The organism is Acinetobacter gyllenbergii CIP 110306 = MTCC 11365, assembly GCF_000413855.1.
Taxonomy (GTDB): domain Bacteria; phylum Pseudomonadota; class Gammaproteobacteria; order Pseudomonadales; family Moraxellaceae; genus Acinetobacter; species Acinetobacter gyllenbergii.
Genome location: NZ_ATGG01000020.1, coordinates 158,258 through 179,672, shown reverse-complemented (window position 1 = coordinate 179,672; position 21,415 = coordinate 158,258). Strand labels below are relative to the sequence as shown.

General features: G+C 42.7%; 17 protein-coding genes and 1 tRNA gene. 7 read left to right on the top strand and 11 right to left on the bottom strand.

Annotated features, from left to right (window positions below; genetic code table 11):
- Positions 1-30: 30 nt before the first annotated feature.
- Positions 31-107, top strand: a tRNA-Pro gene (locus F957_RS07145).
- Between the two features lie 1,371 nt (positions 108-1,478).
- Here the strand turns inward: F957_RS07145 and F957_RS07160 are convergent.
- Both F957_RS07160 and F957_RS20965 read right to left on the bottom strand, forming a co-directional pair.
- Positions 1,479-2,105 (bottom strand): type VI secretion system amidase effector protein Tae4, encoded by a 627-nt coding sequence (locus tag F957_RS07160; RefSeq protein WP_016541606.1) that lies wholly within the window; start codon positions 2,103-2,105, stop codon positions 1,479-1,481.
- A gap of 86 nt (positions 2,106-2,191) precedes the next feature.
- Entirely contained in the window at positions 2,192-2,626 is a 435-nt protein-coding gene (locus F957_RS20965; protein ID WP_016660448.1) for a PAAR domain-containing protein, read from the bottom strand.
- A 204-nt stretch (positions 2,627-2,830) separates the two neighbouring features.
- On the opposite strand from F957_RS20965, the gene F957_RS07165 reads away from it, so the two are divergent.
- From F957_RS07165 to F957_RS07175, 3 genes are all read left to right on the top strand, one after another.
- Positions 2,831-3,298: a DMT family transporter gene (locus F957_RS07165; RefSeq protein WP_016660447.1), complete on the top strand. Its 468-nt coding sequence runs from the start codon at positions 2,831-2,833 to the stop codon at positions 3,296-3,298.
- An 87-nt stretch (positions 3,299-3,385) separates the two neighbouring features.
- Positions 3,386-4,021, top strand: coding sequence for a nuclease-related domain-containing protein (locus F957_RS07170; RefSeq protein ID WP_032860790.1), 636 nt, complete (start codon positions 3,386-3,388; stop codon positions 4,019-4,021).
- Between the two features lie 180 nt (positions 4,022-4,201).
- Positions 4,202-5,806 carry a GMC family oxidoreductase gene (locus F957_RS07175; protein ID WP_016541610.1) on the top strand — a complete coding sequence of 535 codons (1,605 nt, stop codon included), beginning with the start codon at positions 4,202-4,204 and terminating at the stop codon, positions 5,804-5,806.
- Between the two features lie 34 nt (positions 5,807-5,840).
- On the opposite strand, the gene ntrR is transcribed toward F957_RS07175, so the two are convergent.
- From ntrR to F957_RS07190, 3 genes are all read right to left on the bottom strand, one after another.
- Positions 5,841-6,596, bottom strand: a complete 756-nt coding sequence (ntrR, locus tag F957_RS07180) for an ADPR responsive transcriptional repressor NtrR (protein ID WP_016541611.1) — start codon at positions 6,594-6,596, stop codon at positions 5,841-5,843.
- 197 nt (positions 6,597-6,793) lie between these two features.
- Entirely contained in the window at positions 6,794-8,281 is a 1,488-nt protein-coding gene (locus F957_RS07185) for a nicotinate phosphoribosyltransferase (protein WP_016541612.1), read from the bottom strand.
- Positions 8,282-8,307: 26 nt separating this feature from the next.
- Complete coding sequence (locus tag F957_RS07190; RefSeq protein WP_016541613.1) at positions 8,308-9,186, bottom strand: phosphoribosyltransferase family protein; 879 nt, start codon at positions 9,184-9,186, stop codon at positions 8,308-8,310.
- Positions 9,187-9,541: 355 nt separating this feature from the next.
- Here F957_RS07190 and F957_RS07195 point away from each other — a divergent pair, with 355 nt between their 5' ends.
- Positions 9,542-10,717 (top strand): zinc-binding dehydrogenase, encoded by a 1,176-nt coding sequence (locus F957_RS07195; RefSeq protein WP_016541614.1) that lies wholly within the window; start codon positions 9,542-9,544, stop codon positions 10,715-10,717.
- Positions 10,718-10,789: 72 nt separating this feature from the next.
- Here F957_RS07195 and F957_RS07200 read toward each other — a convergent pair whose 3' ends face one another.
- The 4 genes from F957_RS07200 to betI form a co-directional block, all read right to left on the bottom strand.
- Positions 10,790-11,572 carry a TorF family putative porin gene (locus tag F957_RS07200; protein ID WP_004655495.1) on the bottom strand — a complete coding sequence of 261 codons (783 nt, stop codon included), beginning with the start codon at positions 11,570-11,572 and terminating at the stop codon, positions 10,790-10,792.
- Positions 11,573-11,637: 65 nt separating this feature from the next.
- Complete coding sequence (betA, locus tag F957_RS07205) at positions 11,638-13,332, bottom strand: choline dehydrogenase (RefSeq protein ID WP_016541615.1); 1,695 nt, start codon at positions 13,330-13,332, stop codon at positions 11,638-11,640.
- A 91-nt stretch (positions 13,333-13,423) separates the two neighbouring features.
- Positions 13,424-14,896 (bottom strand): betaine-aldehyde dehydrogenase, encoded by a 1,473-nt coding sequence (gene betB / locus F957_RS07210; protein ID WP_016541616.1) that lies wholly within the window; start codon positions 14,894-14,896, stop codon positions 13,424-13,426.
- Entirely contained in the window at positions 14,889-15,515 is a 627-nt protein-coding gene (betI, locus tag F957_RS07215; protein ID WP_005239515.1) for a transcriptional regulator BetI, read from the bottom strand. Before betI ends, betB begins: the two co-directional genes overlap by 8 nt.
- 265 nt (positions 15,516-15,780) lie before the next feature.
- Here betI and F957_RS07220 point away from each other — a divergent pair, with 265 nt between their 5' ends.
- Together F957_RS07220 and F957_RS07225 are read left to right on the top strand one after the other, a co-directional pair.
- Positions 15,781-17,391, top strand: coding sequence for a BCCT family transporter (locus F957_RS07220; protein WP_016541617.1), 1,611 nt, complete (start codon positions 15,781-15,783; stop codon positions 17,389-17,391).
- A gap of 117 nt (positions 17,392-17,508) precedes the next feature.
- Complete coding sequence (locus F957_RS07225) at positions 17,509-19,569, top strand: choline transporter (protein WP_004655484.1); 2,061 nt, start codon at positions 17,509-17,511, stop codon at positions 19,567-19,569.
- Between the two features lie 51 nt (positions 19,570-19,620).
- On the opposite strand, the gene F957_RS07230 is transcribed toward F957_RS07225, so the two are convergent.
- Positions 19,621-20,076, bottom strand: coding sequence for a hypothetical protein (locus F957_RS07230; protein ID WP_016660445.1), 456 nt, complete (start codon positions 20,074-20,076; stop codon positions 19,621-19,623).
- Positions 20,077-20,114: 38 nt separating this feature from the next.
- Positions 20,115-21,356, bottom strand: a complete 1,242-nt coding sequence (locus tag F957_RS07235; protein WP_016541619.1) for an MFS transporter — start codon at positions 21,354-21,356, stop codon at positions 20,115-20,117.
- Positions 21,357-21,415 lie beyond the last annotated feature (59 nt).

The following is a 21,415-nucleotide window of genomic DNA, read 5'->3' as shown; positions in this document are numbered from 1 at the left end:
GGGTTCGAATCCCGTCATTCACCCCAATTTCGGAGCATAGCACAGCCTGGTAGTGCACCTGGTTTGGGACCAGGGGGTCGTAGGTTCGAATCCTACTGCTCCGACCATCATCTTAAAAGATGAGATAAAATACCGCTAAGTTAGCGGTTTTTTTACGTCTGGATTTTTTGAATTTAATAACTTAAATTGAGTCCGTAGCCATAGGTCGAGGCGTACCAATTCACGATAAATGTAGAGATTACAAATATAAGAACTAAGATCATGATGAATTTATAGCTAGCTTTTCTTGCCGCTATAAGGTAACCAGTCAACATGCTTAAGATGAGCCAAAACCAAGTATAGGCCATTAAAAAGTTCTTAAATGAACCACTACAACCTTCTATACATGGCCTTTTATGTTTTAATAAGTTAATAAAAATTTCATGCGAAAGTTGCATTAAAACAATGATAATCATTAGACCGAAGATAGGGTACAGAATCTTTTTTATCATTTGACCTCAAAATTAATAACTTAGGTTTTTTCCATATCCATAATCTAGGCCGTACCATGTTGTTGCTATCCAAATGATTGAAAATAAAATTGCCCAGAAAAATATACTTTTATATGAAATTTTTTTAAGACTTTTTAGATAGGATAAAGCGGCTCCAAAGAAAATTGATATAAGAAATACCCAAAAACAAAAATCATTGTATGCTCGACTACATCCCTCCCGACAAGTATCTCGGTCAATAATAATTAAATACAAATTAGGGACTATGATCATAAGAACAAACGTTACTGTGATTCCAATGCAAATGTATAAAAATTTATTCATTCTTTTTTAGAGAGTCGTCCATTTAATAGCTTAAGTTGAGACCGTAGCCATAAGTCGAGGCGTACCACATTAAAAATATATGTGTAAGAAAAAATAAACTGAAATAAAAAACTAAAAGTAATGTCTTTATTTTTTGAATCGCGTAGTAATAACTTAATGCAATTGTCATAAGTATTATTCCCCAAAACCAATATTTGAGTATGGAAATAAACTCGGTACTGCATCCTTCTTTGCAGGGGATTTTTCCTGTAACAAAAACAAATGGGTCATATGAAAACTGCATAATTGCTAAAATAAATATTACCCCTACAATTGGGTATAGAATTTTTTTTATCATTTGACCTCAAAATTAGTAGCTTAGATTTAGTCCATAGCCATAACCTGTGCTGTACCAAACAATGACTAAATAAATCATTAAATAGAAGGCAAGAAAGGAATAAATATTTTTACGATTAACAGTTTTTTTTGCTAATAAGTAACCAAGTATTGGTGCGATGATTAAACTTATAAGACCAAACGAAAATACAAATTTCCTAAATGCTGGGGCACACCCTTCAGCACATACAGATGAATGAGGAATCATAAACTCATAGATTAGAGGTAGACCAAAAAAAATAATTATTACAAGGATGATACTTAAAATTGGAAATATTATTTTTTTCACTATTTTACCTCGAAAAACCAAATTCTTTTAGATTTACCTAAATCAGCATATAAATAGAATATTCTATTGATACCGAGCGTAAAGCGGAACATTGAAGCCCAATTGGGAGTTAGTGATTTCCCATTCCATAAATCTATATGTCCACCGCTTGCTGCATCTGCACTTTCATCATCGCGTTCCCAATACTCTCCGAAAAATATTATTCCTGTTTTACCTTTGATTTTTGATTGCCAATCTCTCCCTGTTATGACGATAGCAGGGCCAATTCCACAAACAGGTCTTGTTTGAAGCCAGATCGCCATCTCATTCGCTCTTGTTGCTGTTGCCTTATTGTTTAATACAATACGACCAAGCGTAGGTGCTTTCCCTTCAGGTTTAAGATTGTTCTGAGAAAAAGTAGTCATCTTCACGCCTACTTTATGCAAAGTCACACTCATTCGAATTGCACATTGATTTTCAAACCCTTTAGGAGCTTGTCCATTAATGTTGTATGGTGGAGTTTTGTCACCATAGTAATTATCCCATAGTTCTTTAAAGGTAATCGGAACGATTCCCACCATACTACAAGCCGCAACAGAACCTCGTTTGGGATTTGTTTTAACCGTCCCCGATTGATTAACTGGCATTACCACCACGCTTGGTGAGTGCTTCTTCACCTAAATAGAGTTTATAAGAAGCATGTCCCTCAGTTTCAATCCGTGGTAGTTTTCCATCAGCCCCCAATTGTGCCTTGATAGAGTTTAGCCTCAGCCGTTTCGATCAAGTAGGGCATCCCTTCGGCAAAACTAAACTCAGCTGCAACTTGCTCATCAAAAACTTGAGGGCTACTGGTATTGAGAAAGTTGCTAACAGCGGATGAACTATTCGCGCCTGCACCAATTCCGTTATCTCTCACCACAAGGCTTTGATTCGGGAAAAAGGTTGCACCGCAAGTGGCTTTGTCACCCGCCACAATAATAGTTCTGGTGCCTGCCATTAAAAAGCCTCTGCCTGAAGCTTGGGCTGTGGCCATCACTTGGCATTTAGGGCAATAGTGCCTCATGCCTTCGACGTGTACAGGAATCCCTTCGACGAGAAAGATGTTATCTGCCTCCTGTACTATGCCACCGTGGTCTGTATGACAACCTTTGGTGATGAGTGCCTTCATTATTTTATCCAGTAAATAATATTCAGTTATTTGAAAAATTTGTTTTAATAAAACTAATAAGTGGTTTATTTACTTGGTTTGGCTATTCAAAGTAAAGCGGAATGCAAACATTGTCCTGATGTGTTAAGAGGAAGTGGCTAAAATGGTGAGTTAAACTGGGTATTTGCGATATGATTAAATCAAAATAAAAAAGAGAAAATGACCATGCATAATATGAGTTATATTATGATTAGCATATTGGGAGGTGTGATTGTTCCACTACAGCTCGCAATGGTAAATACTTTTCGAAATACAAGTGGTGCTTCTCAAATTCAATCAACTTTTGTGCTTTATGTTGGTGGAGCAATTGCATCACTAATCATTGCATTAATCGTTGATGGTACGATTAAACCTCCGTTATACCAACAAGCCTCATGGTGGATGTGGTTTCCTGGTTTTCTTGGTTCTATTTATATTCTTTGTATGTTTCTTGCAGCTCCTCAAATAGGAGCAACAAATACATTGTTATGGGTTTTCTTAGGACAAATGCTCTTTGCAACGATTATTGATAGTACTGGACTTCTAGGAATGCAAATTAGAAAAATAGATGGATTAAAGCTGTTAGGTCTGTTTTTTATCCTTATGGGCGGTTTGATTCTAATTTATAATGAATATAAAAATATAAATAATTAAGTGAATGTTGATAAAATATATTCTAAAATTTTAGATCTTATTTTTTTGTTCTTAATAAATTAAATTTAAAATTACTGGGGAAGGAATATGCTTTTATACTTTATATTTTTCATTATTATTCTTTCTATTATCACTTATTTGAAATCACCATATTTTAAAGGAAGAATAGGAGAGCTGATGGTTAAGGCTCACGTAGAAAAGGGGTTAGGAGAGGAGTACATGTTATTAAACAACGTGACGATCCCTGATAGCGAGCAAGGTACAACTCAAATTGATCATATTTTAATAAGTCCTTATGGGGTTTTTATTATAGAAACGAAGAACTATACGGGGTGGATTTTTGGTAGTGTTCGACAGAAGCAATGGACGCAAAAAATCTATAAGAAAAGCTATAAATTTCAAAATCCTTTACATCAAAACTATAAACATAGCAAAGTGCTAGAGATAGTGCTAAATGACGTGTTAGATCCACAATATTTGCACTCGTTTATTGTTTTTACGCCTCGTAGTGAGTTTAAAACAGAAATGCCTGAAAATGTGTTTCGAGGTAAGACTTGGCTGAAATATGTGAAAAGTTTCAATGAGGAGGTGATCAGCCCCATGAAACAGAAAAGAATTCGCTCTCGTATTGAGAAAGAAGTATTGGAACCATCGTGGAAAACAGATCGTCAACATGTTGAGTATCTGAAACAGAAAAAATTAGAGAAAGAATCCATCCAGTAGTTTTGCAATTGGCTCTCTTTTTACAGCAACGTGACTGCTTGATTTGACTATTGCGCTTTTATTGCGTTGCAGTTAAGTTGCTTTTAATGATATGAGTTGGTTAGACAACAACAACAGTATTTAAATGCCGTGTTCGGCATAATGCGTCCACTTTTTAAAAAGAAAAAACAGAGTATAGCGATGACAGAAACAGCTTTTGATTTTGTAATTATAGGTGGTGGTTCAGCAGGTTCGGTACTGGCTGGTCGATTATCTGAAAATCCAAATATTTCGGTATGTTTATTAGAAGCTGGTGGTGATGGCAACAGTTGGTTGGTGAATACACCTTCCGCAGCGGTGATCAGTATTCCAACCAAGATTAATAACTGGGCTTTAGAAACTATTCCACAAAAAGGTTTAAATGGGCGTAAAGGTTATCAACCTCGTGGAAAATGCTTAGGTGGCAGTTCTGCCATCAATGCGATGGTGTATATCCGTGGACATCATAGCGACTATGACCATTGGGCTGCTTTAGGCAATACGGGATGGTCTTATGACGATGTTTTGCCATATTTTATAAAATCAGAGCATAACGAGCGCATTCGAAACGAATATCATGGTCAGCATGGCCCACTTAATGTCAGTGAATTACGTTCGGACAATCCGTATCAGAAAACCTTTGTTGAAGCTGCGAAGCAGGTCAATTATCCACTCAATGATGACTTCAATGGTGCAGAACAAGAAGGACTCGGTGTTTATCAGGTTACACAAAAAAATGGTGAACGCTGGAGCGCAGCGCGTGGTTATCTGTTTCCTTATTTAGGTAAACGCCCGAATCTACATGTGATTACCAAAGCTTTGGTGTCAAAAATTGTGATTGAAAATGGTCGTGCTGTTGGGGTCGAATATAAACACAATGGACAAAGCACGATTGTTCGTGCCAATAAGGAAGTGCTCTTATCTGCGGGTGCATTCCAATCTCCACAAGTCTTGATGTTGTCGGGGATTGGTCCACGCCAAGAACTAGAAAAACACGGTATCCCTGTAATTAAAGATTTGGCGGGTGTGGGTGAAAACCTGCATGATCATCCTGACTTTATTTTTGCTTATAAGACCAAGCAAATGGAAGGAACTTTTGGGGTGTCGGTTGGGGGCAGTGTTGATTTAGTCAAACAGATTGGGCGTTATCGTAAAGAACGTCGTGGTTTAATCACCACCAATTATGCTGAATGTGGTGGTTTCTTAAAAAGTCGTCCTGAATTGGATAAGCCGAATCTACAGTTGCATTTTGTGATTGCGGTGGTGGATAACCATGCTCGAACCATGCATATGGGACATGGAATTTCATGCCATGTTTGCTTGTTGAATCCGCGTGCGCGGGGTTCAGTCAAACTCAGTGGTAAAAATGTCGATGATCCATTATTAATCGACTTTAAATTCCTTGAGGATGAGCAAGATCTGCAAGATATGGTTGATGGTTTTAAAGTCACGCAAAAGTTAATGAATGCACCTGCTTTAAGTGAAAAAATTAAAGAAGATATGTTTACAGCCAATGTGCAGTCTGATGATGAAATTCGTGAGATTTTACGGCAACGTGTCGACACGGTGTATCACCCTGTTGGTAGTTGTAAAATGGGTGTGGATGAGATGGCGGTGGTCGATCCTGAGCTAAAAGTGTATGGCATTGCAGGATTGCGCGTGGTGGATGCGTCGATTATGCCAACCGTGGTCAATGGCAATACCAATGCACCTGCAATTATGATTGCTGAAAAAGCGGTGGATTTGATTCGTCAAACTTGGAAGTAAGTTCTAAGTTATTGAGGAGCTAAGCTATTTTTCCTTAGCTCTTTTCATTTTCAGTGCTGTTGCGTGGCGTTTCCAGCATACGCGGAAAAGTAAAATTATAATCTTGCAGTGCATAGCGGAACAATTGAGCAGGACGCTTGCCGACAATTTTTTGCTGTCCTGTTTCTTCAACGGCACCTGCTTCTTGCATACGCCGTCTAAATGATTTTTTTTCTAATCTATGACCTAAAATAATTTCATAAATCGTCTGTAATTCAGTCAGGGTAAATAATTCAGGCATCAGGCTGGCGGGTAAGGCGGTATAACGGGTTTTATTGCCAAGACGTTCAAATGCCAGTTGTAATAGCTGTTGGTGATCAAAGGCTAAATCAAGTTGTAATGCCTGATCGATTGTAAACCATTGACGGTGTTCGGTGGTGGTGCTTGTTTGAATTTCAAATTGGTCAAAATCAATCAGGGCAAAATATAAAGCGGTAATAGACCAACCACGTGGATCACGATATTGATTGCCAATGGTTTCGACTTGTTCTAGATAAGGGGAGTGAATCCCTGTTTTTTCAAGCAGTTTACGGTGTGCTGTTGCCATTAAATCGGGATCGGTTTTTAAATCGACAAAACCACCCGGTAGCGCCCATTTGCCTTTTTCGGGAAAGTTGGAGCGTTGAATCATTAAGACTTGTAATTGACCTTTTGCTACAGAAAAAATTGCCATATCGACCGTAAACAGAGGCGTGTCATAGTCTGTTTTTTGATAGTGGGCAAGGTATTCCTGTTCAGAGGTATAGGTCATTTGGCGTTGTCTCATGGATGAGTGAATCAAGTATAAAGGTTTTTTATAGATTTGAATGAGCTGATGGTACATCCTGAGCGAAGTTCAAAGTAATACTTTGAACTTCGTGCAAGACCGTTAAAGAGGCAGCATCCATGCCGTCTATCAATGTAGCGTAGCTGAATTTCAAATTTGAAATGAGTGATCTTGATATCGCTTTAGACCAATCTCTCCCGAATTTGATCAAGTGAGCATTCGCTTAACAATTGACCATTTTCAAATACTGTTTGTAGTGCGCCCATTTTCTCCTGTTCAAAGCTTTGTTGATCAAAGAGCTCAAAACCATTTTCAGTTTGTTCAACCCGTAACAAGCCTTTGGCTGACTTTTTAACACCTGAATCCGTTACAGGGTCTTTAAACAGTTCACGACCGACACCGTTAACCTGACCCCAAGTGGCTTTGACTGCAAAACCAAAGCTATCACGAGTCAAATAGTTATAAGTATAACTGCCGATTCCAAAGACCAGATTATTTGAAGCAAAGCCTTTGGCCTCCAAACCTTTTAAGATATTTTGGGCACGTTCTAGGGTAATCGAGTCACCATAAATCAAGCCAACTCGTTCATTCAATACCTTATAGCCTTGAACGGTTTCTGTGCCGCCGAAAATTTCCCATAAACATTGCACTGCACCTTTATAAGCAGGACTATCTCGCTCTGCATCAGGATCGCCGCAGATAATTTTCACGGGATCACCTGAGTCAGGGCGAAACACCACTTTGGCGAGTCCGAGGGCATTCGGTTGGCGTTTTAAAATCTCTGCTTTTAATTCCACGCTAAACTCGGTAATCACACGCCAAAAATCCCAAGTATCTGAAACGATACTGACTACACCGGCAGGATAAAGCTCACAGATCAGACGTCTAAAGGTCTCGATTTCACTTTCTTCACTACCCATACACATCACACTGTGTTCTGTTGCAGGTACTGAAACACCGACGACACCTGTTGCGTTGTAATATTCTTCTGCATAATCAATGGAAGCAACTGAATCTGTCCCAATAAAACTGGTTAAGTGACCCACACCCGATTGGGCAGCATCATAGATCCCACTCATTCCTCGGCTACTAAAATCATGGCCTTGAACAGCAACAAAGTCTAAAGCTGCACCTGTTTTTTCTGCATATTGAGTCAACAAACGTTTGTATTCGTAGGCAATGCTGGCGGTGGTACAGCTTTTCCATAATTCGGCACTGAGCACGGTTTCGATATAGTTGGTTAGCCAAAAGAAATTCGGGTCAGTATTGATAATCGTCAATACTGGCACTTTGATATTGACGCGGCTACCTTCTGGCAAGGCTTTAATTTTTAATGGTAAATAGCCGAGATCATGTAAAGCTTCGATGTGCTCGACAGGCACTGCACCTTCACCTAAAGCATTGTCCATACGGCGTTTATAGGCTGCGACCACTTTGGCTTTAGGTTGATTGAAGAAGCCTTCATTCCAGGTCTCAATCAAAAAGTGTTTGATAAAGCCTTGTAGGCCAAAGAACACAATCTTGTCATCAAAATCAGGCAGCATTTTGGCTAAACGTGATGAACGCGGGGTAAAGTTGGCATAGACGTATTCAGTTCCCACTGGATACTGGCGACGGTGGTCGGCTTTATAGAAATCAATTGCATTGAGTGGGTTAATTTTAATACTCATTTTTATTGGCCTCGTGCTTTAAAATCTTAATTTTGAAAATTGATAATGTTGAGTTTGATTGCTTCTGTTTGTGGCAGGCTATTGCTGGTAAAGACCTGATCGACCAAGCCATCAAATACCGCGAGACCTTTGCTAAAAATGCCATGCGTGACATATAAAATAATGTTTTGGCAGTTTAGGCCGCGTAATTGTTTGGCAATACCAATAAAGGTTGCACCACCATCGCAAATATCATCGGTGATCACAGCTGTTTTTCCTGTCAAATCAGGGCTATCCACCGCCGTTGTTCTAATTTTGCCAGTGCTTGGATCACGTTTCTTTTCACAGTGAATCACTTCAATGGCCTGTTGGCGTTGCGGATTAATACCGTTTGCAATCGCTTGGGTGCGCTGTATTGCGCCTGCATCAGGACAGATCAATACGCTATTGTCGGCGCTTAAAATCTGCATCAATGCTGGGCTTTGCTGGATAATCTCAATTGGTTCGATATTGATCACTTGTTGGAAGCGGGTATTTTTTCGTAGCAGCTCCAGAGTCACCTGACTATGGCAATCCCACACCACAATTTTCTGACGTTGCCCTGCAAAGTTTTCGCTATTGCTATTTAATAACTTGGTCATTAAATCCAATGAGAAGGCCTGACCTTGTGCACAGATACGGTCTTGACGTGCATAGGGAAAATAAGGGATTTCTACCGAAAGGTGAGTGTCTTGTTGCAACAACACATTTTCTAATAGCAGATAATCCATCACATCTGCACTGTTCTGTAGTGAAGCTTTGATCTGAGTGTCGGCTGTTAATTGGTTTAATAATTCAGGTTGTAGTTGAATATGACGCTCACCACCTGAAAACTGCAAAAACTCGATGGGAACATTCGCTTGAGCTGTCATAAGTTGAATCGTCATTTTTAGCTTCTCTTTTATAGTGGCTTAAAGCCAGTAAATATATATTGGCATAATGACACTATTGAATGCAAGGTTTAAATTTGATCGTTTTGATAAAAATCGGGCAACAATTTAGAAAAATAGACTCATCTATTTGAAGTTAAAAGAGAATAATTTTTAATCTTTTTTCAATCAATCGAGCTATCCTAAAATACATCATTTGCTGACTTTATTGCTTTGATATATTGATATTTCGGTCATAGTTTTTGACAATTATCCTTGTCAGGATTGAGTCATGTGTTGTTTGCTTGGTACAGCAACGGGTTAAAGTGCTGAAGGTGAACAATGGGAATAAAACAAAAAAGGAAAGCATTCTATGAAATCTCTGGTTTGTCATAACGCTGAGCTGAAACTGGAAGACAGTGTTCAATTGGTCCCTGCTAAAGGACAAGTCCTGCTTGAAGTGGTGCGTTGCGGTATCTGTGGTTCGGATTTACATATGCAACATCACTGTGACCATATGCATGATTTGGCAGCACGCGTCGGCTTTAATGGGGTGGCAAAATCCTCAGATAAATTGGTTTTCGGGCATGAGTTCTGTGGCAAAGTCTTGGACTATGGTCCAAAAACACGGCGTAAATTGAAAGCAGATACGTTGGTTTGTGCCATGCCATTGTTAAATGTTGATCCGCAAGGCTATGTTCCTACAGGCTTGTCACCGAGTGCTTCCGGTGGTTATGCAGAGCAAGTCTTGGTGCAATCCAGTCTGATGTTTGAAGTGCCGAATGGTCTAGATGCGGACAGTGCAGCATTGACTGAGCCAATGGCTGTTGCACTGCATGCAGTACGTCGTAGTCGAATCAAGAAAAATGAGCCAGCGATTGTGATTGGTTGTGGTCCTGTCGGTTTGGGCGTGATTATTATGCTGAAAGCGGCTGGCGTCAAAACCGTAGTGGCCAGTGATTTTTCACCGAACCGCCGTCGCTTGGCTGAGCAATGTGGTGCAGATATCTTGATTGATCCTAAACAACAGTCTCCATTTGGTAGTTGGAAAGAGCTTGGATTATTGGGCAATGTCTCTGAAGCAGTGAATATGGGGATGGGGATTTTTGACAAGGTTCAGACCTACTCATTACCTTGGGTCAATGCCATGCGCGTCGGTGATAAACTTGGAATATTGCCAAAGCGTCCAGTGATTTTTGAGTGCGTGGGTGTGGCTGGGATTATGCAGCAGATTTTGGAAGGTGCGCCGCTGTTCTCACGTATTGTTGGGGTGGGCGTGTGTATGCAAAGTGATAAAATCGAGCCTGCCTTGGCGATTAATAAGGAATTGGAAATCCAATATGTATTGGGTTATACCCCACTTGAATTCCGTGACACGCTGCATATGATTGCAGAAGGTAAAGTCGATTGTTCACCATTGATCACAGGTGTGGTCGGTTTGGAAGGGGTCGGCAATGCCTTTGAGGCGCTGCGCGATCCAGAGCAACATGCCAAGATTCTGATTGATCCAAAACGTGCAGGTACAACGATTGAACTGATCAAGCCTTAATATCCAAGATTTTTAAAAGCCGCTTTCAATGAAGCGGCTTTTTTTATGCCAGAAGACTTGATTCAGCTTGGATTAGAAGCTTTTGGTCAGTGACAAAGTTACGGTTGAATCAATTGGATTGGAGACTTTGGCGTTGGGATTGCCATTGCTGTATTGCTGATAAAAACCGTCTTTATCCCATGCTTTGCTATAGGTCAAACTGCTGGAAAGGTTATAGGGTAGCTCTTTGTTGACGGCAAAACTGGCATCTTGGAAGCTGGCAGCAGAAAAGTTTTTAATGCGTTGGTTGCCATAATGGGCATCGACTGACCAACCTTGTGTAATTGGTTGATGCCAATTGACATCCAAATACCCCGAGCCACGTGAATGCTTATTGTTGCCGACGCCTAAGGTATCCGAATTATTGCCGAAATAATCTTGGGTATAGGTAATCGCATATTTCACGCTGAGCGGGCCGTAACTGATTTCAGGAATAATTTCCCCATAATCAAAACGGGTATTGCCTGTATCCGCAGTGGTTTTTGCCCCAGGATAATAGTAATAGGCGACTTTAGTGCCGACGGTTAAATCACCAAAACTGCGGCTATAGCCAGTATATACATCCCATTCGACTGAAGCATCGCGAATAAAATGATCGCTTACGGTCGATGCCCATGTACCCGCATAAAAACCGCTGGCATGATTGTAGTCCAGTCCCCCTTGCAAGGCAGGTTTGCCCCAAGTTTGTTGAAAACCGCGTGAAACGTATTGGCTGGCCGCAGTGATATTGGCTGAGTAGGGGGAAGTGGTTTCAGTGGCGTGGGTGCTTTGAAAATAAAAAGCCAAAGGTGCAATTAAGAATAAAGTTTTTTTCATCATTTCTCCCTGAATGAAGTGGAACCCGAAGCTGAGCTTCGGGTATCCCCTGAGGAATATCTTCCTTATAGTATTGGACGTAACGGCGCTTGACGTACAGGTGCTGTACCCGCTTTGTAATAAGCCGCTTCAGAACGAGGGAGTTTTTTGCCACGGATTTGATCGGCAATTTTTTCTGCGATCATAATGGTGGTGGCATTTAAGTTGCCGGTAATGATTAGTGGCATGATGGAAGCATCGACCACACGTAAGCCTTGTACGCCATGCACTCGACCTTGGCCATCGACCACCGCCATGTCATCTTCGCCCATCTTACAGCTACATGATGGGTGGAACGCCGTTTCTGCATGGCTACGTACGAACTCATCCAGTTCTGCATCGGTCTGGATATGTTTACCTGGACTGATTTCTTCACCACGATACGGATCAAGCGCAGGCTGCGCCATGATTTCACGGGTGATACGGATTGCATCACGGAATTCACGCCAGTCCTGTTCTGTTGACATGTAGTTGAACAGAATACTTGGATGTTCAAACGGATCTTTGGATTTGAGCTTGATCCGACCACGCGAAGGCGAGCGCATTGAACCGACATGGGCTTGGAAGCCATGCTCTTTTACTGCATTACTGCCGTTGTAGTTAATCGCAACAGGTAAGAAATGATACTGGATATTCGGCCAGTCGAACTCTTCCGAACTGCGGATAAAGCCACCCGCTTCGAACTGATTGCTTGCGCCCACACCTGTGCCATTGAATAACCATTCAGCGCCAATGGCAGGCTGGTTATACCATTGCAGTGCAGGGTAGAGTGATACAGGTTGCGTGCATTGATATTGCAAATACATTTCCAAGTGGTCTTGCAGGTTCTCACCGACACCCGGCAGGTCATGTACCACATCAATATCCATCGATTTCAGGAAGGTACTTTCACCTACACCTGAGCGTTGCAAGATTTGTGGTGAGGCAATTGCTCCTGCACAGAGCAATACTTCACGTTTGGCTTGTGCCTGTTTCATATTGGCTTGGTCAGCACCAATAATATATTCCACACCGACTGCCTGTTTTTGATTAAACAAGATTTTATTGGTGGTGGCATGCGTGACGATGGTCAAATTCGGACGACCTTTGGCCATATCCAAATAACCACGCGCGGTACTTGAACGACGACCTTTTGGGGTCACGGTACGATCCATTGGGCCGAAACCTTCTTGTTGATAACCATTTAAGTCATCGGTACGTGGATAACCTGCCTGTACGCCTGCTTCAACCATGGCATGGAACAGCACATTATTGCCATTTTTAGGGGTTGCCACGGATACAGGACCTTTATCGCCATGATAGTCATTGCCGCCAATATCACGGGTTTCGGCTTTTTTATAGTAAGGTAAGCAGTCGGCGTAGCTCCAGTCTTCCAGACCTTTCATGCTTGCCCATTGGTCCAGGTCCATGGCATTACCACGGATATAGCACATGCCATTAATTAGTGAAGAACCACCGAGGCCCTTACCACGACCACATTCCATACGGCGATTGTTCATGTGGGGTTCAGGATCGGTTTCATAGGCCCAGTTATAGCGACGACCTTGTAAAGGAAAGGCCAAAGCGGCTGGCATTTGAGTCCGGAAATCTAAACGGTAGTCTGGACCACCAGCTTCCAAAAGTAAAACAGTCACGTCTTTATCTTCAGTCAGACGTGTTGCGAGCACATTTCCGGCAGATCCTGCGCCAATGATAATGTAGTCATATGCTTGAGTATTCATCGTTATCCCTTTTTCTATTCTTGAGGATGCCGAGGCAATCATGGGATTGCTCGGCATTGAGGATTAATTTTGAGGGTGAAAGCTGAGGGCATTAGAAAATGCTGTGATACTCACCCAACTCAACTTGAACGGATTTGATACGGGTGTAATGACCCAAAGTGGTTAAGCCATTTTCACGGCCAACACCAGATTGCTTGTAGCCGCCCACTGGCATTTCCGCAGGTGATTCACCCCAGGTATTGATCCAGCAGATACCAGCTTCAAGTTGATGAATCATACGATGCGCTTTAGTGATGTCTTGGGTCACCACACCTGCAGCTAAGCCAAAGGTGGTGTCATTGGCACGACGAATCACTTCTTCCTCAGTTTCATAGCTGAGAATGCTCATCACAGGACCGAAGATCTCTTCTTGCACAATCGCCATATCATCTTGGCAGTTGCTGAATACCGTCGGGAGCACATAAGCACCTTTGGCGAGATCACCTTCTGTGGCACGACCACCACCAATCAATAGTTTTGCACCTTGCTGTTTGCCTGACTCAATGAAAGACAACACTTTTTCCATATGCGGGAAGCTGGTGAGTGGACCGAAATTGGTTTGCTCAGCCATCGGATCGCCAATACGAATGCGTTTTACCCGTTCTACAACGGCGGCTTCAAAAGCCGCAAGCAGGGCTTTCGGTACAAACACGCGAGTACCATTGGTACAGACTTGGCCTGAGCTAAAGAAGTTTGCCATCACTGCGATATCCGCAGCACGGTCGAGGTTGGCATCATCACAAATAATCAGCGGTGATTTACCACCCAACTCCATGGTGACTTCTTTCAAGGTTGAACCCGCAGCGCTGGCCATCACTTTCTTGCCAGTTTCGACACCACCCGTGAACGAAATTTTTTCAATCACAGGATGTTCAGTCAGCCATTGACCGATATCACGACCCGCACCTTGAACCACGTTGAAGACGCCGTCTGGAACGCCCGCTTCCGTATAGATTTCAGCAAGTTTGAATGCGGTTAGCGGCGTAGTTTCGCTTGGTTTGAAAATCATGGCATTACCCGCAGCAAGGGCAGGGGCAGATTTCCACATTGCGATTTGAATTGGGTAGTTCCATGCCCCGATCCCAGCCACTACACCAAGGGGTTCACGACGGGTATAGAAGAAGCTTGATTCACGAAGTGGTACTTGCTCGCCTTGAATGGCAGTTGCAAGACCTGCGTAGTATTCGATGACATCGGCACCTGTCACAATATCAACAGTCGATGTTTCGCTGTAGGCCTTACCAGTATCGAGGGTTTCGAGCTGGGCAAGTTCATCATTACGTTCACGTAGGATATCAACCGCACGGCGTAGGATGCGAGAACGCTCCATCGCAGTCATGGCTGCCCAGACTTTCTGGCCTTGTTGTGCGCTTTGAACAGCCACTTCAATGTCTTGTTGTGAGGCTTGTTGAAGTGTTGCGATCACTTCACCGTTGGCAGGGTTAATGCTGTTAAATGTTTGACCACTGGTTGCTGCGACATAACGTCCGTGGATATATAACTGGTGAACTTGTGCATCACTCATTCTGTTTCTCCTGCAAAGGTTTGTTCGCAAATTGCAATTGCGTTTTTACATAATCGTAAGCAATGGAACGTGCCAACTGGCTGTCAAACTCATCATGACTGCTCAAACTGCCACGTAACCATAATCCGTCAATCAAAGCCGCCAATCCGCGGGCGGCAATGCTGGCCTGTTGTTTATCCTCTACCAACATCAAAAAATAATGCTTCAGGTTGGAGTACAGGCGTTGATCATTAATTCGTTGTAAACGTCCAAGCTCGGGCAAGTGCATACTGGCTGACCAGAAGTCTAACCAGACCCGCATGGCTTGTTTGTTGACCTGACTGATATCAAAGTTGGAATCAATAATGGCCTTGATCTGGCTTTCTGGATGCGCATCTGCTTCAGCTTTGTATTGGTCAGTTTTTTGACGCAAAACGTTGAGCATTTCCTGCATACAGGTATTGATTAGACCCTGTTTGTCACCAAAATAGTGACTCACGATACCGGTCGATAGTTCGGCCTTTTTTGCAATCTGTGCAATGGTGGTATTGGATAACCCCACTTCAGAAATTACATAAAATGCGGCGTTAATAATTTCTTCACGTCGCACATGCTCTGGTTTTACTCTACGCTTTGTCATGCTTATCCATTTCAAGCCCGGCCAAGGTGCTTTTTATTCAACATTTCTCGATGTAGAGCATCATAACATTTTTTTATCATACTTTTTATTGATTGAACGTTCAATCAATAAAAAGTATAATCTGTAAAAATCAATGAATTTTTGATTGGCAAGAATAGAAGTAGCGTAATAAATCAAAGATTCTTATGGATAAGGCGATAAGCAGAATTGAACACTTATCACATTATTTTTTAAGAAAAAAACACCAATTGCAAGGAGCAAGAACATGGTGTCAGAAAGTAATGAAGGGTCCCCATCTGAACCTATACGTTTAAATTTGTTTGTTTTTTGGAGCTCCGCAATCAGTATCGGCATTTTTGGCCTATTGTTTGTGTTGTTTCCACAGCGCAGCCAGTTCTGGTTGACCTATATACAAGGGCAGGCCAATCAATTGTTTGGTTGGTACTACATGCTGGTGATTGTGGTTTGTTTAGGTTTTGTTGCTTGGCTGGCTTTTTCACGGGTTGGGCAGATTCCATTAGGCAAAGATGACGATAAACCTGAGTTTGGCTATCTGGCTTGGGTCTCAATGCTGTTTTCGGCAGGGATCGGGATTGCACTGTTGTATTACGGTGTAGCTGAGCCTGTTGATCATTTCCTGCGACCGCCTGAAGGTCAGGGTGGCACCATACAAGCTGCGCGTGATGCCATGATGTATAGCTTTCTGCATTGGGGCATTCATGGTTGGGTGCTGTATGCCTTGCTAGGTGTGACATTGGGTTATTTTGCCTTCCGTCGAGATTTGCCGTTGGCCTTACGTTCTGCGCTGTATCCGATCTTTGGTGAGCGGATTCATGGTCTGATCGGTGACTTTGTCGATGGTTTCGGGATTTTAGCCACGGTGATTTCTCTGGTGACTAACTTGGGCATCGGGGCTTTGGTACTGGTCTCGGGTCTACATTATCTGCTTCCAGAAATTCCCAATAACCAAACCACACTGATTGCGGTGGTGTTGTTGATGATGTCAGTGGCGACCATCACCACCGTGGTCGGGATTGAAAAAGGTCTGGCGTGGTTATCTCGTATTAATCTACGATTACTCTATGCCTTATTGCTATTCGTGTTCCTGACAGGTCCAACCAATCATTTGCTCAATGGTTTGGTGCAGAACATGGGCGATTACCTCGATCATTTTCTGGCGAAAAGCTTTGACATGTATCTCTATAACAGCAAGGCGGGTGAGTGGTTAGGTTCGTGGACGGTGTTTTATTGGGCATGGTGGATCGCATGGGCACCATTCGTGGGTATGTTTATTGCGCGAATTTCCAAAGGCCGTACCATTCGCGAAGTGGTGTTGGGTGTCTGCCTGATTCCACTCGGTTTTACCTTGGCTTGGATCTCGATTTTTGGCAATACTGCAATCTATTTTATTCTGGAACAGAAGCAAAAAATCCTCGGTGACTTGGTGTTGACTGACCCTGCGTTGTCCTTATTTAAGCTTCTCGAATTTTTACCGTTCAATCCTTATATTGCTGGGATTGTTGTTGTGATTTGTTTCGTATTGTTTTTGACCCCTGTGGGTTCTGGTACACTCATGATCGCAAATCTGTCCTCGAAAGGGGGTAGCAATGAAAGTGATTCGCCGATTTGGTTGAGAATTTTCTGGTCTGTGGTGATTACCATTGTCAGTATTGGTCTGCTGTTGGCAGGGAGTTTTCACTCCATGCAAAGTGCCGTGGTGCTGTGTGGTTTACCATTTTCCGTTATTATTTTGCTGTATATGTTTGGCTTGGCCAAAGCACTAAAACAGGATCAGTTTCGTCCTACACCGCCGCAAGTGATAACGCAGGTAACTCAGTCATCACAAGCTATAACTGAAAAATCAGAAACATTGTAATTCGGGTAAATGACTTTTATTTTTCATTTTTTATTCAGACATGTCTTTTCATTGATGCAAAGGTGGAAAGACGTAGATGAATATTTTCTTTTTGTTCTCTAACTCCCTGAGGATTGTATGGCAACAGATAATCCAAGAGCGGTTGATGATTCTACATTAGCGAATAAAGACCATTTAAATCGTGTGGTCTTTTATGTTTCAGCTCTACTTATTTTAACATTTGCACTGGTTACGATTTTTTTTAATGACTTTGCCAACCACTTACTTAATGTGGTGCTGGCTTGGGTCAGTGATAAATTCAGCTGGTATTACTTGCTGGCAGCAACGCTATATCTGATCTTCGTGATCTTTATTGCCTGCTCGCGTTATGGTGATATTAAGCTCGGTCCGAAGCACTCCAAACCTGAGTTTAGCTTGCTGAGTTGGTCGGCCATGCTGTTCGCAGCGGGCATCGGCACAGACTTGATGTTCTTCTCGGTGGCTGAGCCGCTGTCTCATTATATGAATCCTCCCGTGGGCGAGGGACAGACCTATGAAGCTGCGCGTCAGGGCATGGTCTGGACGCTGTTCCACTATGGCTTAACGGGTTGGGGCATGTATGCGCTGGTCGGGATGGCCTTGGGCTATTTTAGTTATCGTTATAACTTGCCGCTGACCATTCGTTCTGCCTTATACCCAATCTTTGGGAATAAAATTGACGGACCGATTGGGCATACCGTCGATACAGCCGCAGTCATTGGTACGATCTTTGGTATCGCCACCACCTGTGGTATTGCGGTGGTGCAGATCAATTATGGTTTGCATGTACTGTTTGATGTACCTGAAAATCTATGGATTCAGATCGCCCTGATTGGTCTTGCTGTGATTGTCACGATTATTTCGGTGACGGCAGGGGTCAATAAAGGCATTAAGGTTTTATCCGAAATCAATATTTATGCCGCGATTGGCTTGATGTTGTTCGTCCTATTCCTTGGCAATACCGAATTCCTGCTCAATGCCTTGGTACAAAACTTTGGTGACTATATCAGTCGTTTCCCAAGTTTGGCCTTGGAAAGCTTTGCCTTTGACCGACCAAAAGACTGGATGAACAGTTGGACCTTGTTCTTCTGGGCATGGTGGGTCGCATGGTCGCCATTTGTGGGACTGTTCTTGGCACGTATTTCACGTGGTCGTACCATTCGTGAATTTGTCTGTGGCACCTTGATCATTCCTTTATTGTTCACGATTACGTGGTTGTCTATTTTTGGGAATAGCGCTTTATATAACGTAATTTTTGAAGGCAATACGGCACTGGCACAAACCGTTCTGACTGATCCTGCACATGGTTTTTATGACCTGTTGGCGCAATATCCAGGCTTTGCCTTTATTGCGGGGATCGCCACCATTACGGGTCTATTGTTCTATGTGACGTCTGCCGATTCAGGGGCTTTGGTACTCGGTAACTTTACTACCAAGTTCTCCAATGTCGATAATGATGCACCACGTTGGCTGAGAATCTTCTGGGCAACTGCCATTGGTTTGCTTACCGTGGCGATGTTGATGGCCAACGGGATTACTGCACTGCAAAGTGCCACCGTCATTATGGGCTTGCCGTTTAGCTTTGTGATGCTATTGGTGATGGCGGGCTTATATAAATCCTTGCGCTTAGAAGATTATCGTAAAGCCAGCCGTAGCCTGAATGCTGCACCTGTGGTCGGAAACGTGGATATTTTGAACTGGAAACAGCGTTTATCCCGTGTCATGCATCATCCAGGTAGTAGCGAGACTCAACGCATGCTCGATAGCGTGTGTAAACCTGCGGTACAAACCGTGGCGGATGAGTTGGTGAAGCGTGGCATGAATGTCGAAGTGACGCAGGGTGAAGTCGAAGAAAGCGAAAGTCTGTATCATCTTGATCTCACCATTTACATCGAAGAAGAACATAACTTCGTGTACCAGATCTGGCCGGTACGTTATATCGCGCCGACCTTTAGTGAGCGTGGTAAACGCGGCAAACAGTTCTATTACCGCTTGGAAACTTTCTTATATGAAGGTTCTCAAGACAATGACTTGGTTGGATATACCAAAGAACAGGTGATTAATGACATCTTGGATAAGTACGAGCGGCATATGACCTTCTTGCATATCAATCGTATTAGTCCTGGTAATCGTCCTTTGTACCCTGATTCGCAAGATTAATCGAGTCAATGAAAAAACCTCACGTCATGTGAGGTTTTTTTATGGGTGGACTTATAAAGCACCATATTTTTGCCATGTTTCACCAGTTTCATAGGGAGCATAATGGCTTTTCAGTTCATGCAGAGATTGGCTTTGGTAAATTGCAAAGATGATCATAATCAAAAACAGGCTGATCAACTTAATGGCGCGTTTATGTTTATATTCGCCCGCATATAAATAGAAAATACAGTAAAAAGCGATGATCAAATAGGTGCAAAATAAAGAGTGAAAGGCCAGATAGAGCAACAGTAGTGCTGTAATTGCCAGAGCAATTCGGTTTTTTAAGATGTTGGGGCGCAAGCTGAGTAGGTTCAGAATCAACAGACCCAAAGAAGTCCAGAACAGATAGGCTTGACCCCCGATAATGACAATATAGGTCGACTGTAGCCACAACAGCACTAGCCATACAAAGACGGAAAAAATAATAAATTTAGAGAGGCCTGAAGATGCGGGCAAAGTGTGTTTCATATGATATTGGTTTTTTAAATAGCTGTTTGTTTGGGGGATTAAAAACGAAACTTCAATAAATCTTTGGTTTTGATCTTGGTCAGTAGCACACAGAACAAAGACAGTGAACCGCCAATCAACATGGCTGGCACCACGCTAAAAAAGCGTGTCATCACACTGGACTGCAATGCACCCAGCTCATTGCTGGACGTGACAAAGATGCCATTAATGGCAGCGACACGACCAAGCATGTCTTTGGGTGGAATCAATTGCAGTATGGTTTGACGAATAATTATGTTGATGCTGTCACATGCCCCCATGATAATGAGAACTGCGATGGAAAAATAGAGGTGTCTGGTAACAGCAAATAACAAAGTACACAGACCAAAGCCAGTGACCGCAATGAGCATCATCTGCCACGGTCTGGATTTAGGTGGATAACGTACCAAAATCAGCAGCATGATCAAGCCACCAAATGCAGGTGCGGCGCGTAATAGACCAAAACCATCGGCACCGACATGCAAAATATCTTGGGCAAAAATGGGTAGCAGCGCGATGATGCCACCAAAGAAAACCGAGCCGAGATCGAGAAACATCGCCCAAAAAATAATTTTGGTTTTAAAAATAAATTGTAGTGCGTCTTTTAGACTTTGAGTCACCGACTCCGTTTGGATTTGAGGAAACGTGCGCTTCTGTAAGCACCATAGGGCCATACTGCCCGTAAGAAAAAGCGCCACAATCACGGCAAAGGTAATATCCAAATCCAGATGCGCCAACAGAAAACCGCCAACCACAGGTGCAAGTATACCGCAAGCTTGCCAGCACATACTGGTCCATGTCGCTGCATTGGTATACAGATGCTCGGGTACGACAAAAGGACGTAAGGAGTTAAAGCAGGGGCTATAAATACCGCGAATACAGCCAAATAAAAACAGGATACTGAAAGTCGCAATCAGTAGGACATTGGCACTGAACGTCTGGGTGTTATACAGATCAAAGCAGATCCATAAGCCAACCGATAGGGGAATGGCAAGGCTAAAACTGATTTGTAAAATACGCTGCCGATTAAAACGGTCAGCAATATAACCGCCCCATAAAGACAGAGCGAGAAAAGGTAAGAAATCCATGATCCCAACTAGGCCGAGAATGAGCGGATTTTTGGTGATTTGATAGAGATGAAAAGCCACCAGCACTTCTTGAATGAGCACCGCAAACGTTAGGCAGCATTGATTGAGGGTCAATAACCTAAAGTCACGACTGGCAAATGCAGCAAAAGCAGAGTGGGGTGCAGCAGCGGGCATAAGGTGTTATGTATAAAAGAGAGATAAAGAAAAAGGGAGGAGCGAAAACTCCTCCCATT